The sequence below is a fragment of the Streptomyces sp. NBC_00464 genome (assembly GCF_036013915.1).
Lineage (GTDB): Bacteria > Actinomycetota > Actinomycetes > Streptomycetales > Streptomycetaceae > Streptomyces.
Genome location: NZ_CP107899.1, coordinates 7,295,342 through 7,311,551 on the forward strand (window position 1 = coordinate 7,295,342; position 16,210 = coordinate 7,311,551).

General features: G+C 70.5%; 6 protein-coding genes. All 6 read left to right on the top strand.

The window, feature by feature from the left end; genetic code table 11:
* Window positions 1-42: 42 nt before the first annotated feature.
* Window positions 43-2,922, top strand: coding sequence for a pPIWI_RE module domain-containing protein (locus OG912_RS33020; protein WP_327712478.1), 2,880 nt, complete (start codon window positions 43-45; stop codon window positions 2,920-2,922).
* Entirely contained in the window at window positions 2,909-7,453 is a 4,545-nt protein-coding gene (locus tag OG912_RS33025) for a sacsin N-terminal ATP-binding-like domain-containing protein (protein WP_327170604.1), read from the top strand. Before OG912_RS33020 ends, OG912_RS33025 begins: the two co-directional genes overlap by 14 nt.
* Window positions 7,454-7,570: 117 nt before the next feature.
* Complete coding sequence (locus tag OG912_RS33030; protein ID WP_327170603.1) at window positions 7,571-9,127, top strand: TIGR02677 family protein; 1,557 nt, start codon at window positions 7,571-7,573, stop codon at window positions 9,125-9,127.
* Window positions 9,124-10,434 (top strand): TIGR02678 family protein, encoded by a 1,311-nt coding sequence (locus tag OG912_RS33035; protein ID WP_327170602.1) that lies wholly within the window; start codon window positions 9,124-9,126, stop codon window positions 10,432-10,434. The genes OG912_RS33030 and OG912_RS33035 overlap by 4 nt, the downstream gene beginning before the upstream one ends.
* Complete coding sequence (locus OG912_RS33040; RefSeq protein ID WP_327170601.1) at window positions 10,431-14,561, top strand: TIGR02680 family protein; 4,131 nt, start codon at window positions 10,431-10,433, stop codon at window positions 14,559-14,561. Before OG912_RS33035 ends, OG912_RS33040 begins: the two co-directional genes overlap by 4 nt.
* Window positions 14,558-15,871, top strand: coding sequence for a TIGR02679 family protein (locus tag OG912_RS33045; protein ID WP_327170600.1), 1,314 nt, complete (start codon window positions 14,558-14,560; stop codon window positions 15,869-15,871). Before OG912_RS33040 ends, OG912_RS33045 begins: the two co-directional genes overlap by 4 nt.
* The last annotated feature ends 339 nt before the right edge of the window (window positions 15,872-16,210 follow it).

Here is a 16,210-nt window from a genome sequence, read left to right on the forward strand (position 1 = left end):
CCCGCACCCCGCACCTGCCTCCGATCTGAGGAGACTCACAAGATGGCGTACCAGCACGTACGGACCGCCTCGTACATGCCTGACCCGACGCAGGGGCCTTTCCCCGTCCTACGGCACACCCTCTCGCTGCCCGCTCACTGGGAGGAGCCGCTCGGCCAGCTGCGTGACCATGGCAGGCCAGAGGGCCGATGGCACGGTCCACGCCGCATCCCCACCCGGGAGATCAACCAGCTGATCCGTACCACCGCCCCGGACATCGTCACCGTAGCGTCCAACGCCACATTCGGAACGGACTCCCCCTGGCTTTACTGCGCCGAGCCGTTTCCCGCCCCGGTGACCAACCTCTACGCCGCCACCTGGCTCAGGAATCTCCCCCGTGATTCCGACGATCCGGGTGCACGGCGTCTGCTCGCGGAGTGCTTCCGCGAGCTGGACACCGGAAGCCTGGCCTGGCGCGCAGACACCATCGACCTGCTCGAACAGCAGCCTTCTCCGGGTGGCACCGCCAAGCCCACCCGTCTGGTGTACCGACTGCTACCCGACGAACTGGCCGCACGCATCGCACGTCAGGGTGCCTACGAGCACGGAGGCCGGCAGCTCACCTTCCACCAGGTCGCCGGCGTCGGCGGCGGGTACGACGCCGGAAGCAGCAGCGCGGAACTGATGTCGTGGCCGCCGATCGAATACCGGCCCACGGGTAGGGGCGGCGAGCGCAAGCCGTCGTACTACGCGGCCACCCTCCGCGTCGGCGTGCGCACCGTCCCGTTCTCGCCGGTTCCTCGGATTCATCTCAGCGCGGGAATCCGCCGGTTCGTCACCGGAAAGGTCTGGATGCCCTTCCGTAAGGGTGTCTCGGTCTATCTACTGCCAGAGATCTCGCTCGTGCCGGACGCACCGGTGTCCCGGCGACTCTCGGTTGCCATGCTGCAGTGGCGCAACGGCACCACGGATTGGAGGCAGGGTGGCCCCAGCGGCATGCTCGCCGCCGTCGCCGCGTTCGACGGGCTCCCGTCGGTGGATCGACTGGTCAAGGAGGCCGACCACTGGATCGGGGACGGGAAGGACGGCATCAGGCTGGCGGTCGGTCACCAGGCCGCCATGGGCAGACACCCCATCGGGACCGGATTGATGCCCAGCGAACGCCGCCGTCTCGTCGAGTGGGCCGAGAAAGCGCTGGCCCCCGAGTTCGTCCCCGCCCCGAAGCTCCAGCGCAGCCGGTACGGTCGCCCGCCTGTCAGACAGCTCACGAAGCGTCCCTCCATGCCAAAGAACGCCACCACCGAAGAGCTCGCCGCCCTCCTGGAGCGGACGGAACGGACCGCGGCGGACAACGCGCGGGTGCGACGTGCGGCGCTCGCCGCGACCCTGGACGGCACCGATCTCGTCGGCTTCCTGGTTCACCAGACCGACGACCAGCGAGACCGGCTCGTCGCCGCCGCCGAGAGCGCGCTCGGGCTCACAGAGTCTCGGCGGGAACAAGGACCGGAGACATGGGTGTGGGAGACCGAGGAGCTCACCGTGCGGCTCCACGCCCACCCACTGGGTGAGCTGGGATCCCCTCTCGGAGCGGAGGACCGGCCGCCGCGCGCGGGGCAGGAACACGACCAGGCCATCCGTGAGCGGCGCGGACGGGGCGCCGAAGCGATGACCCGCCTGAGGGAGCAGGTGCCCGGGGCTCGGATCGCCCTTGTCGAGCTGGAAGGAAGCGAAGCGTTCAAAGGTCCCGCGAGGCGTACCGACCCCAAGTACGCGATCCGGCTCGGGTGCGCGGACGCAGGCTTGGTCACCCAGTTCATCCGCCCCCTGGACACTGCGATGGACACGGCTGACGCCGAGAAGGATGCCGGCCTGCGGGCCGAAGCGGCCTGGGCGGACGGCCTTCGTCAGACCGGGATGCGCCTGGTGCCCCAGCACACTCTCGGCGATCGCATCCCTTCCGGACTGAACCAGGTGGCCTTCCATCTGGTCGAGCGCCGGGTCGACGGTCCCACGGGCAGGGCACAGTTCACCCCGATCGCCGTGCTGCTCCGGCCGGACGCACCGTGTGTTCTCGGACGGACCGCGGACACCTCCGAGTGGATGCCCTACCCGGACCTGCTCCGGATCCTGACCGGACGAGTGCGGGGGAATGATCTGAGGACCTCGGCGCAGCAGTCGGCAGTCACGGCGGCCTTCATCAGGAGGACCTTGGCGAGTCTGCGCGGCACGCCGACCCTGGTCCTGGCCCACGCACAAGACGTGCGCAAGCGCTGGCCGTGGCTCACCAACGGCGGGCTCGAGGTGGATCGGATCGGCCTCGACGGGGGCCCCGCGCAGCGGATCGGTCTCTACGGCAAGCACCTCCGGGTCGTCAGGGTCGCTGACAGCGGCCGTGACGAGACGCCCCAGTGGTGGGCGGAACGGGAAGAGCGCGAGGAAGAGTTGGCCGGGCAACAGCGGGGCGGCTTCGGCATGGGACTGTGGGTGCCCGACGAGCCCGGAGCCCCCGGCCGTGTCTTCTACAGCACGGCGGACAAGGCGAGCACGCAGACGAAGTTGACCAACGACGACGCGAAGCTGACCCCTCACGTCAACCCTGCCGGCCGGAGCGCCCACCGGCCGACGGTGAACGCGTGGAACCCCGAGCTACTGGAGCTCACCCTGGCCTGCCTTCAGCCCGGCGACGACCCCGAGGCATGGGCCGCGTTCGTCCACCAACAGCGCATCTGCAAGGACGACTACCGGGACGTGCTCGGCCTGCCGCTCGCTCTCCACCTCGCACGGCTCGCGGACGAGTACGCGCTGCCCCACGGCGAGGAGGAGGCGGTGGACCCGACGGCGGGGCCGGTCGCAGGGACCGGCGTCGAAGACAGCCCAGGGCAGCTCGCATTCGACTTCGACACCGATGAGGACGACGAGGACCAGGCACATGGGAACGCGTGACACGAAGGCGGCCGCGCGGGCCGTCGGGTTCGCCGACCGCATCTTCGATCAGGAGGAAATGCGGGACGCGAACGCCGTACCGGAGCCGGAGGGCGGTGAAGCGACGGCCGCAGCCGTCGAGCACCTAGGCAAACGGTTCGCGACACTGCCCGGGATGGTTCGCCACGCCTTCGGCCGGACCCGGGACCACGCGGGCAACCTTTCGAGTGATCCACTGCAGGGCCTGTCCGAGATCGTGCAGAACTCGGAGGATCTCGGCGCCTCAGAAGTGCGCGTCCTCACCAGGGAGCGAGACCTTCTCGTTGCCCATAACGGTGCCCCGGTGCGGTTGCCGGACGTAGTGGCCCTGGCCATGCCGTGGCTGTCCAGCAAGGCGGACGAAACCGAATCCACAGGGCGGTTCGGCATCGGGCTGATGACGCTGCAGTCGCTTTCTCCCCATCTGGAAGTGCACAGTGGCCACTACCGGGTGCGCATCGGCGATCCCTATGTCTCCGTCGCCGAACCGCTCGTCGTACCGGACTGGTTCGCGGACGACGCCTGGACCGTGCTCCGCATTCCCTTTGCACCCGGTGCGCTCGACGCGGAGAGCGTCGACGGGTGGCTCGCTGCCTGGACCTCCGGCGCGCTGCTCTTCCTCGACCACGTATCCGACGTCACACACCTGGATACCCAGGGCGGCGTCCGGCACCGGCTCGCTCTATCCCGGGAGCCCGGACCCGGCTTCGAGGCCGAGGTCGGTGGTGGACCGGCAGAGGTGGGGACCCACCTCGCCCGCGCGGCTACCGGGACTCGATGGCTGGTGTGCCGTACCACTGTGCCCAGTCCCTCGGGCATCGACAGGGCGCACAAGGCTGCCGGACCCACCACGACTCTCGCCGTCGCCCTCCCGCTCGGACACGGCGGTCCCGGACGGATCCACGTCGGTCTGCCGGTTCAGGAGATCGGACCGGCCCTCTGGACGAGTGCGCAGTTCGACCCGCTCGCCAGCCGGCAGGCGCTCGACGAAACCCCGTGGAACCGTGCGCTCGTTCCATGGGTGGCCGATCTGTGGACGGCAGCCGTTCTGCGACAGTTCCGGCAGGATCCGGTGAACGCCTGGAGTGCTGTTCCCCTGCCGGATCACGTCCGTGACGGGCGCAATCCGGCTGCCGTGATGGAACAGCGGTTGCTCGACCACGCCCGGCGTCTGGTGTCCGCGAAGCTACTCCTGCAGGTCTCGGGGGAGAGTCTCCTCGATCTCGAGTCGCTTGCCGTGGAGGACGAAGAACTCGAAGGTGCCGTGACCGAGGAGGAGGTCGCCCGTCTGGCTGATGTGCCCGCCGCGCTGCCCGGAGCGATGCGAGACCCGGACGGCAGGTGGCGGGAGGTGCTGTCGGATTGGGAGGAGAACGGTGTCGGCGCACCGGCCCGGGTCGAGGTGTACGACACGCTGGACCTCCTTGGCGACGGGAGCCGATCACCACGAGCCACGGTCCGACTGGTCGCGCGAGTCATCGAAGCGGGCTGGAGCGGCCTCCTGTCGTCACGTGATTGGCTGGTGGACAGTTCCGGTACGCAGTACGGCATGCGCGGCTCTGTACCCGTGCTGTTCGCCGCCACTCCTCGTGGGCTGGGAGTCGAACTGGGGCTCACCCGTGAGATCCACCCGGACTTTCTGGCCGACACCGATGACGCGCGGTCGGTCCGGGAATGGCTCGGCAAGCAAGGGGTACTGCTCAACGACGACGATCCGGCAGCGGTGATTCAGCGTCTCGCAGACTTCGGGGTTGCGCGAGGTGGAGCTGGGCTTGTCCTCACGGATGAGCAGCTCGTGGCGCTGCGGGACGGTTTCGCACACGTACCGGAGAGCCGCCGTGAGCTGTGGGGCAGGAAGGTCGGGCTGGCAGTGCGGCTCCAAGGCCACCGCTACACCACCGACGGAGCGCGGGAGGACGTGGAGATCGCACCCGCCCGGGCCTATCTTCCGTCCGGGCTGGACAGCGCCGAGCACGACGAGAGCTTCGCCTTCGCCGCCGGCTCGACTTCCGGCCCGGCGTGGCTACGATCGCGTTACGCCAAGGTGTTGCAAGGCGGCAGCATCGGAGCCCTGAGATTTCTCCGGTTGCTTGGTGCCGAGACGGCTCCCCGGCCGCGCAGTCATCCTGGACAGCACTCGCGGTTCGAACGAGGCGCCAGAGGACTTCCCTCAGCCTTCGCCTCGGGTTCGAAGGCGCGCACGAAAGCGCTGGAGGCTGTTCGCGCGACCTACACCCTCAACGATTACGACTGCCCCGACCTGTATGCCGTGGCAACCGATATCGCGAAGGACGACGACTCTGCACGTCGCCGACGCAGGGCGGCCGCTCTTCTCCACGTACTCGGCCGCTCATGGAGTCGCTTCTCCGAACATGCCGAGGTCGGTGCAGCTTTCGACTACCACACATGGCACGACCGAGGGCGGACGGCCGCCCTATGGCTCTGGCAACTACGCGAGGTGGCCTGGCTGGACGACCGGAACGGCACTCCGTCCAGCCCCTTCCGGCTCCGTACCCGCACCGCGGGCACCGTGGCCGTCTACGGGGATGGGGACACCCAATTCCTGCATCCGGACATCCAGGAGCAGGCACGTCGGCGTACCGAGGTACTCCGAGCCCTGGACGTCGTCGGAGACGCCCGTACCCGCGATCTCGTCGAGTGCCTGCGGCGGCTCCGTCGTGAGGAGAAGGACGGGGCTGAACGAAACGCCCCCGCCGCACTGATCGTCTACGAAGCCCTGGCCGAGCGCGCCACCGGAAAGGGGACGTCGGGCGGATCGGGAGAGATGCCGTTCAGCGAAGTCCTTCGTGCCTTCACAACAGGCGAAGGTCTGGTCCTCACGAACTCCGGCTGGCGGCGCCCGGGCGAGTGCCTCATCGGCGAGCCACTGTTCGGAGCGTCACGGGCCTTCGCTCCCGTGTTCACCGGTGGCGAGGCGTTCTGGACGCGGCTCGGGGTGCGTCGGCCGACCGTCGACGACGCTGTGAAGGTGATCAGGGAGTTGGCGCAGCAGGACAGGAGGGAGCGACGGAACGTTCCGGAGGGAACCACTCAATCGGTAGTCCTGGAGACCCTGAAGATGCTCCGTCGCCCCTCTGCCGTCCGGTCGGAGGAGCTGACAGCCGGGCGGCTGGGAAGACTTCCCCTGGTCACGAGCAAGGGGTGGCTGAGCAAGCGGCCTGTGTACGCGGTCGAGGACCCCATGGTCGCCGACGGCTTGGGCCGTGACCACGCCGTGTGGCGGCCGGGAGCAGAGCTGGACCAGTTCCGTCCGCTGGCCGGGGCCCTGCGCCTCACGTGGATCGGGGTGGAGCAACTCAGTGTGCACAGCTCCATTGTCGCTTCGCATGATCCGGACGCGACGGAACTGGTCCGCGCGGCTGTCATCCATCTGCGCGAGGACCTGCAACGCAACGCCCCGGAGGTGGCCCGCGGCCTGGACGGCTCCTGGGACAGACTCTCGGCACTCACGGTGAGCGTGGCACCGGACCTGATCTGCCGGGTGGAACTGTCCTGTACTCCGGTGGAAGTATCCGTCGACGCCGGTGTCGACTGGGCTTCCAGCACCCTGTACGTCCGTGACCTGTCAGCGGTGAACCGGCCCTCTGCGGGCGGTGCTTCGATCGCCGCCAAGTTCCCGGGACACCGCAGGGCGGCGGCCCTCGCCTGGACCGCCGCGTGTGACCGGGTGGAGCGGGGCCGCACCGCCGTGGACCTTAGCCTCGCGGAGGACCAGGTCCGTCGTGAACAGGAAGCCGCCGTCGCCGAACGCGATCGCCGGCTCATGGAGATGCGGGAAGAGGCGGACCGACGCGGCCGGACGAACGGACGGGAAACGCGTCCGGTTGCGGGAGCCCCGTCGACGATCAGTGGCCGGGCGCCCGCACTACCCGCGATCCCGCACGGCCGGGACCCCTCCGTCCCGGCCGTGCGGCCCCCCGCTTCGTTCCGCCGACTGGTGGATCCCGCCACCCTCCGTCTCGCCGTGGACCGGGGAAACCTCACGGCACCGCAACCCGGGGCCGGGCCCGCGACGGGCACCGCCCCGAAGAAGGGCCCGGCCGGCCTGCCCCAGCCCCGGTCCGGATCGGCCGTCCCCCAGCAGCGCACCGCCGCACGTCCCTATACGGCCGTGGAGCAGGAGAAGGCGGCACTGGACCTCGTACGCCGGGCTCTGGCGCTGGACCAGACCGAGCTGCGTGACCTGAGGGCTCAGCACGGTTTGGGGGCGGACGCAGTGGACGAGCTGGCCCGGTTCTACGAACTCAAGACGTACGGCGGTGCCGAGCCGGACACGATTCAGCTCACCCCTGCGGAGTTCCAGCGGGCTATCGAAAGCAACGATTTCTTCCTTGTGGTCGTCTCCGGTTTGGAGGCCGGAGCTGCACCGGTCACCGTACGGATCATCCTGGAGCCGTTGAAGCACCTGCCCTACCGTCCGAGCAGCAACGTACTCGTCTCCGGCATCCGGGGCGCGCAGAGCCTTGTCTACCCGTTCGAGAGCACGGAGTAATCCTCGGCCGTGACTGCCATGAGAATGATGACAGCGACGCGAGAACGTGATTTCGGACCGCCCCTTAACGTGGGCGCCGAAGTACCGCAGGGGTGGCGGAGGAGGGGACGTACCAGCATGCGCAGGGTTCCGCCGGAGATGTTCCGGTTCACCACGGGGGAGACGGCCGACCTGAACGGGGCTGTGCTCGAGGCCTTCGGGGTGGCCGGCGAGTACCTGGAGACCGAGCTCGGGCTCGACGGCGTACGGGAGCGGCTGCGTGCGGTGGGCTGGGTCTCGGACCTCGAGGACGAGGAACTGCACGAGACGCTGAAACGGCTGGTGAAGTGGGAACTCCTTGACGTGGTTCACAACCACGCCCAGAACTACCGCACGGCCGAGGAGTACGAGCGGCGCAACCTGCACTACTCGCTGACCCGCCGGGGCGAGGCCGCGCTCGCCGGGGTGCACCACGCCCTGGAGGTACTGGCCTCCACCGGGGCGCTGCAGACCGCGGTGCTGGAGGCGATCACCGACCGGCTCGACGAGCTGACCGTGCTGTCCGGTGAACCCGCCGCGGCAGACCGGCGGATCTTCAGCACCCTGCGGGAGCTGGAGGGCCATCTGGAAGGCCTGGTGGAGAACACCAAGGCCTTCAACGGCCAGCTGCAGAGGCTCCTTCGCGCCGAAGGAGTGGATCTGGACGTGTTCCGTGAGGTGAAGGCCGCCACCGTCGCGTATCTCCAGGAGTTCCTGGTCAATCTCGACCGGCGTGGTGAGACGGTGGCCGCCGCCGTGGCCCGTGTGGAGGAGCGGGGCATCGCGGTGTTGCGTGAGCGGGCCCTGCGCGGTGCCGAGCTGCCTCCGGCACCGGGAGAAGATCCGGCGGCCGGCTGGCTGGAGAGCCGGCGGGCGCGCTGGGCGGGCCTGCGGGCCTGGTTCCTGCCGGACGACGGGGCGCGCCCCCGGATCGAGCAGCTGCACGACATCGCCCGGCGTGCCATCGTCTCCCTTCTCCAAGTCCTGGAGCGGATCAACGAGTCCCGGCGCCGCTCCTCCAGTGCCGTACAGGACTTCCGGGAGCTGTCACGCTGGTTCGCGGCAGCTCCGGAGGAGGACGATCTGCACCGGCTGTGGTCGGCCGCCTTCGGCCTCGGCCCCGCGCGCCACGCCCATCTCGCCCACCCGGACCCGGAGCTGATCCCCTCGTCCCATTCCTGGTCCGAGGCACCGCCGGTGGAGGTGTCGGCGCTGCTGCGGACCAGCGGACGGACCGAACGCTTCACCCGTACGGCCAAGGTGCGGGACGTCACGGCGGTCAGGGCGGAACGCGCCGAGCGGGCCAGGGCGGAACGGGCGGAGCTGGCGCGCGCCTGGCAGGCGCTGGAGACGGACGGCCCCGTACGGCTCTCCTCCTTCAGCGCCCTCGACCCCGCGGCCTTCGACCGTCTCCTCGACCTGCTGGGCCGGGCGCTGGCCGCCCGGCCGGACGCGGACGGCCGGCGACGGGCCACGACCGGGGACGGCCGGGTGGAGGTGGCGCTGTCGCCGCCTCCCGACGGGCGCACCGCAGTACTGCGTACCGCGCAGGGGACGATGGCAGGTCCGGACTACGTCATCCACGTCACGGCCGCGGGCGGGGCGAAAGCCTGCCCGGCAGCCCGTGCGGCCACGGGACAGGAGGCCGCAGGATGAGCACCCTCGCCAACCAACTGGCCTCCGCCGAAAGAGAAGAGGTCGCCCGCGCCATCCGCCTCCTTCTGGCCCGCCCGCTGCTCACCGAGGCAGCCGACCCGACCGGATTCGACCTGGTGCGCCGCCGCCGTGACCCGCTGGCCCGGTGGTTCGACTACACCTGCGGCTGGAATCTGATCGTGGAACCCCGCCGGGGCTACGCCCGTCTCGCCAAGGTCCGCGCCGACCCCGACGGCTCCCGTCCCGCCCGCCGGGCACGATCCGGCCGGGCCCCGTTCGATCGCCGCCGGTACGTCTTGCTGTGTGTGACCGCCGCCGAGCTGCTGTCGATGCCGATGACGACCATCGGCATGCTCGCCGACCGCGTCGTCCAGGCCACGGCGGCCGACCGCGCGCTGGCGGGGTTCGACCCGGTCCACCGGCCGGAGCGCATGGCGTTCGTCGACGTCCTGAAGTTGCTGGAGTCGTACGACGTGCTGCGTGCCGTGGACGGCACGACCGAGACGTACGTCGACTCCGCGGAGGCGAAGGTCCTCTACCGCGTGGACAACACGCTGCTGATGCGGCTGCCCGCCGCTCCGGTCGGTGCCTCCCGGCTCGCCGTGCCCTCGGAGGAGGTGCCCGCGCGGTTCGAGGACCTCCTCGCCGGCCTGGTCAGGGAGCGCCGCTACGGCGGCGCTCCCGCCGACGGGACGGCCGACGACGCGCATGCCGAGACCGCCGCGACCACGGACGCCCAGCGCAATCTGCGGCTGCGCCACTCGGTGCTGCGCCGCGTCTTCGATGACCCCGTGCTCTACCGGGCCGACCTCGCCGACGACGAACTTGCGTACGCCACCTCCCTGACCGGGCGCCAGATTCTGCGCCGCTCGGTCGAACAGGCCGGTTTCCTCTTGGAGGAACGGGCGGAGGGCTTCCTGCTTGTCGACCCGGACGCCATCGCCAGCGACGTCCGCTTCCCTGACGACACCTCCACCGCCCGAGTCGCCGCGCTGCTCCTCCTTGCACCACTCTGCGCCACGCCCGCGGGCCTGCTGCCCGAGCAGCTGGCCGAGGCCGGAGCGGAGCTGCTGCGCCGCTTCCCGGGCTGGGCCAAGGCGTACCAGTCGGAGGAAGGCCCGGCCCGCCTTGCCGACGACGCCGTACGAATCCTGCTCGACGTCGGCCTGGCAGGCAGGGCCCGAGACCGCGTCGTCGCGCGACCGGCCGCGTACCGCTACCGCCTGACGGAGACCACCGGCCCGGCCCCGAAGAACCATCCGGCAGGCACGACCGCCGTCGGCGACGGAGAAGGAGACATGCAGTGAGCGTGACGGAGCTTCCCCTCCAGCGACGGCCCGAGGAGACCATCGAGCCGTCACCCGTTCACGAGACGGACGCCGCCCGCGGACGCTGGCAGCCCCACCGCGCGGGCATCCTCAATGTCTGGCGCTACTACGACGAGACCTTCACCTTCCACCAGGGGCGCCTGCTGCTGCGCGGTCAGAACGGCACCGGCAAGTCCAAGGCCCTGGAACTGCTCCTTCCCTTCCTCTTCGACGCCAGCCTCCGCCCCAACCGCCTCTCCACGTTCGGCGGTTCGGAGCGCACGATGCACTGGAACCTGCTCGGCCAGGGAGCGTCAGGCAAGACCCGCGTGGGGTACGTGTGGATGGAGTTCCGCCGCGTCGGAGACGACGGCACCGAGTACTGGTTCGGCTGCGGAGCCCGCCTGCACGCGAGCGTGCACACCACCACGGCGCACGCCGACTACTTCACCACCACCGCCCGGATCGCCCACCCCTACGGCGTCCAGCTTGTTAACGACACCGGTCAGCCCCTGACCAAGGCGGCCCTCGCCGAAGCCCTGCGCGACCGCGGCGAGGTGCACCCGTCGGCGACCGACTACCGCACCACTGTGCGGCGCGAACTCTTCGCCGGCATGGGGGAGCAGCGGTACGAGTCCCTTCTCTCCGCCCTGCTCCAGCTCCGGCAGCCCAAGCTGTCCGAACGGCTCGACCCCTCCCTGCTGTCCACCCTGCTGTCCCGCGCCCTGCCCCCGCTCGGCGAAGGAGAGATCACCGAGCTCGCCGAGGGCTTCGAGCGCCTGGACCGGCAGCGGGAGCACCTCGACCGGCTCGACACCGAGGTGACGGCGGCCGAGAACGTCGCCTCCAGGCAGCGCGACTACGCCCGCCGGGTCCTTCGGGCCGGCGCGGCCGCGCTGATCTCCGCGACCACCGAGATGGATGACCTCACCCGGGACGCCCGCGTCAGCGCCGAGGAGTACGAGAAGGCGCGCGAGGAGCGCGCCTCGACCCTGGCCCTGCGCGAGGAACTGGAACGGCGAGCACACACCCTGGACGAGAGGGTCGAAGGGCTCCGGGAGAGCGACGCCTACCAGAAGGGGGAGGAGCTCGACCGGCTCCGCCGCGAAACCGAGGAACAGGTCGCGGCCGCTGGGGAGCTGCGGACCGTCGCCCGGTCCGCCGAGGCCGACGCGGAGGAGGACCGGAAGCACGCCGACGAGGTCGCGGGACACGCCCGCACACGCGACGAGCACGCCCGGGAGACCGCCGACGAGGCACACCGATCGGCCCGGGCCGCAGGCATGGAGTCCATTCACCACGAGGTGAAGACGATCCTCGACGCGGAACGGGAGGCGAAGCCCCTCGACGACGGGACGGCGAACGCCCCGACCAGGAAGGGGAGCGAGCGGTCCGACGCTCCCGGCGCCGCCCGCCGACTACTCCGGGGCGCGGTCACCGCCCGCCGGGAGCAGGTCGCCGACGTCACCGACGCGATCGACGCGCACGACCGGGCGGTACGCGACCGGGGCACCGCCGAGGGCCTGCTAGACGAGGCCCGTACCCGGCTCGCGGACGCGATCACCCACCGCGACGCGACTGCCGGCGCCTGGGACGAAAGCCTCGCCGCCCAGGCGGAACTGCTGCTCGCCTGGGCCCGGGACTGCACGGAGCTGCGCATCCCCGACCTAGATGAACTGGCCGCCAGGGCGGCGGTTGAGGCAGGCGTGCGCGAGCTGGTCGAAACGGTCGCCCGACCGCTGGATCAGGAGATCACCACGGAGCGGGCCGGAGCCCGCACCGCACAACAGGGCTTGGAGCAGGAACGGGACCTGCTCGACGCACGCAGGCGCAAGCTCAGCGGCGAGACCGATCTCCCACCCGCCGCTCCGCCGACCCGCACCACCGTCCGTACGGCCGCGGCGGGTGCGCCGCTGTGGCGGCTGGTCGCCTTCCACGAGGACGTCCCGCTTCCCGTACAGGCCGCGGTGGAAGCGGCACTGCAGGCGTCGGGCCTCCTGGACGCCTGGGTCAGCGCATCCGAAGGGCTCACCCTCCCCGGGCACGACACACGCGCCGAGGCCGGCCTCGCCACGACCGCCCCCGGCCCCAGCCTGCTGGACGTGCTGAGGCCCGAGGAGGACATCCCCGTACCGGCCGACACGGTGACCCGCATCCTCGCTGGCATCGCGTACGGAACCACCCTGACCGGCGGGCACCCCGCGGCCGTCTCCTCCGACGGCTCCTGGCGCCTCGCGCCGGCCACCGGCACCTGGAACAAGCCGGAGCCCGCCCACATCGGCGCTCTCGCCCGGCAACGGGCCAAGCAGCGTGAGATCGCCGAACTGACCGAGCTGATCGCAGAGAAGGACGTCTCCCTGACCACCCTCGTCGACCGGCTGCGGGAACTCGACGCCCGTGCCGCCCGGCTTGCAGACGACCGCACCGCCCGGCCCGACCACCGCGAACTCGACGCCCGCCGACGGGACTGGGACCGGGCCGAGGAGAAGGTGGCCGCCCGGGACGACGCCGTGCGCGACGCGACCGAGCATCTGGCCGCCCGCGAGGGTGACGTGGCCGGCGCGCTGCGGACGCTGAGCCGCCGTGCCGCCGGCCACGGACTGCCCACCGACCGCGACCGGCTGCGGGAGCTCGCCCGCAGCGTCGAGCGGTTCCGCGACCTCGCCGACACCTGGACGGATGCCCGTATCGACGCGACCGCAGCCGCCGAAAGGGCCAGAGAGACGGCCGCACAGGCGGACCGGTCACACCGTCTCGCCGAGAAGCAGGCCGCCGACGCGGCCGCCGCTGAGGCGAAGGCGGCCGGCATGACGGCACGCCTGAAGGCGGTGGAGGAGACGGTCGGCGCGGACTACCGGCAGATCGTCGCGCGCGTCGCGGAGACCCGCGCCGAACGCGACCGCTGCCGCAAGGAGGCCCGCCGGTCGGCCGAGCTCCTCATGGGCCTGGAAGGCCGCATCGGAGAGCTGAGGGCCACCAGCGGCCAGGATGCCGAACGGCGGGAGAAGGCCGTCGAGGCCCGCGACTGCGCGGCGCAGCGGTTCCGGCACCTGTGCCTGGTCGGTCTGGCCGAGGACGCGGGCGTCACATCCGAACCCGACGTAGGCGACGGCACCAAGGTCACGCTTGAGGCCGCCCGCGCCATGGCGGCGCGGTGGCCCCGGATCCCGCATGCCCCGCGCCACCTCGGCGACGCAGCCACTCGCCTTTCCGAGGTCGTCCACGAGGCCCGTCGGCACTTGGGCGTCCGTGCCGACCTGGAGCTGGAGCCCGACGACAACGTCCAGCTCTTTACCGCCACCCTGGAGGGCGTTCGCGTCGGGGCGGCCGGCCTGCTCACCACACTCACCCAGGAGCGCGACCGCAGCCGCGACGACATCAGCACCGCCGAACGGCGCCTCTTCGACCAGATCCTCACCGGTGACATCCGCCGCCACCTCGCCGCCCGCATCCGCCGTGCCGGCGAACTCGTCGCGCACATGAATGGCCACCTGGAGCGGGTCCGTACCGCCTCCAACGTGGCCGTCCAGCTCGTCTGGGACGTCCGTCCGGACCTGCCTGACAGCACCCGGACCGCCCGCCAGCTGCTCCTGAAGGACCCCGGCCGGGTCACCGAGTCCGACCGGGAGGCCCTGCACGCCTTCTTCCGCGCCCGCATTGAGGAGGCCAAGGGCAGTGACACGGCCGCGAGCTGGGAGGAGCACCTCGGAGAGGTGCTCGACTACACCGCCTGGCACACCTTCACCGTCCGCCTCGACCGGGCGGACGGCAACGGCTGGCAGCCCTTGACCAAGCGGCTGCACGGCGCGCTCTCCGGCGGGGAGAAGGCCATCGCACTGCACCTGCCCCTGTTCGCCGCCGTCGCCGCCCACTACGAGGACCTGCCCCTGGCCCCCCGCCCGATCCTCCTCGACGAGGTCTTCGTCGGCGTCGACACCGTCAACCGCGGACAGGTCTTCGCCCTGCTGTCCGCACTCGACCTGGACCTCATGATCACCTCCGACCACGAGTGGGGGAACTACCGGGAGCTGCCCGGCATCGCCGTCCACCAACTCCTGACGGACGAAGACGACGCCGTCACCAGCGCGCGCTTCGTCTGGAACGGCACCGGAATGGAGGAAGGATGACCTTGCGAGACCACCCTGTGGCTGGCGGGACTACCTCTCGGGAGCACCTCGCGTCGGGCGACGCAACTCTCCACCGCCCCGAACTCAACCCCGTCTGGCAGACGGTCCACGACCGTCTCTCCTCCGGCCGCCCCGTCACACGCGTACGCCTCGGACTGCTGGACGAGACCCAGCGCGAAGCCCTCGCAGACCTCCTCGGCCTGGACCGCCTGCCGGATTCCCGACCCTCCGTCGCCCTGGCCCGCCTGGAGGAGGCCGTCACCGAACTCTCCGGCCGCACCGTACGAGAAGTCGTCGCCGAACTCATCGGCCCACTTGGCGACAGAGCCGGTGAACGCCGCCGCCAGGAGGACGAACGCGCCGGTCTGTGGACCTGGCTGGCTGGTCACCACACGGTACGGGCTCAGCCGGTGCTCGCCGACTGGGCTGCGTCCTGTCGAGCCGCAGGCCTGGTCGGCGGCTCGGCGGAACGCACCCGTACGCTGCTCACCGACGCGCTCAAGGTACTCGCCGAACTACCTGGCCAGGCCGAACCCCTGCCCGTCTTCGCCGCCCGAGTCCTGAACGGCCACGCGCACGCTCTCGACGACGGGACACCTCTCTCCACCCTCGTCCTGCGTGCCCTGGCGACTCTGTACGACATTGCTCCACCGCAGTCCGCAGCGGAACGGCGCGCCCTGTGGTCCCGCGCCGGCGTCGCAGACGACGAGCTGTCCGCCACTGTCGTCGCCGGCGGACTGCGCCCTGTCGGCGACGGCCTTCTCGCCCGTGTGGCCCGTCTGTGCACCGAGGCTGGTCAGGCAGCCAGTCTGACGCTCGCCCAGGTCAGGAACCCGGGCCAGCTCACGCTGCCCGCCGCCCCTGCCTCATCCGTCGTCCACGTCGTGGAGAACCCCAGCATCTTGGCCCTCGCCCTCCGTCGCTTCGGCCCCCACTGCCCGCCGCTTGTCTGCACGTCTGGCTGGCCCAACAGTGCGGCTGTCCAGCTCCTGCGCCTACTCGCGGACCAAGGCGCCGTTCTCCGTTACCACGGTGACTTCGATGGCGAGGGCATCCGCATTGCCGCATACGTCCTGGAGAAGACAAGGGCGCACCCCTGGCGTATGACGGCGGCAGACTACCGATCCGCGGTTGTCTCCAATGAGTACGGTCCTCAACCTGGGCGCATCACCGGAGCGCCGTGGGATCCCGAGTTGGCCGAAGCCATGGCGGAGCACGACATCGCCGTGGTCGAGGAGCTGGTAGCCGACGGGCTATTGGATGATCTCGCTGCTGCGGCTCGCCAGGAGCACCCCTCTGGCTATTCGTAACGCTTCAAGCGATGGCAGGGCCATAGACCGGTGCTGACCTGTCGCGATGTCGACTTCCGTGTGGCCTCTTTTCGATGACGCATCACGTGAAGCGCGCCACCAAGTAGGTTGGAAGTTGCCTTAACGGAGTTTGGTGGACACCAACAAGGACAACCGGGAGCGCCAGGTGCGTCTGAGCTTCCTTGGCTGATCAGTGTGACGGAACTGTAGCGTCGAATCCCGGCCGCACCGAATGCCCCTTGGACCGAGCGTGATCAGCCCGTGAGCTTGGTGTCCTGGGCGCGGCGGGTCTCATGCATCGCTGGTTGCCCTTGAACGAACGGCAGCGCGCTCCTTGGC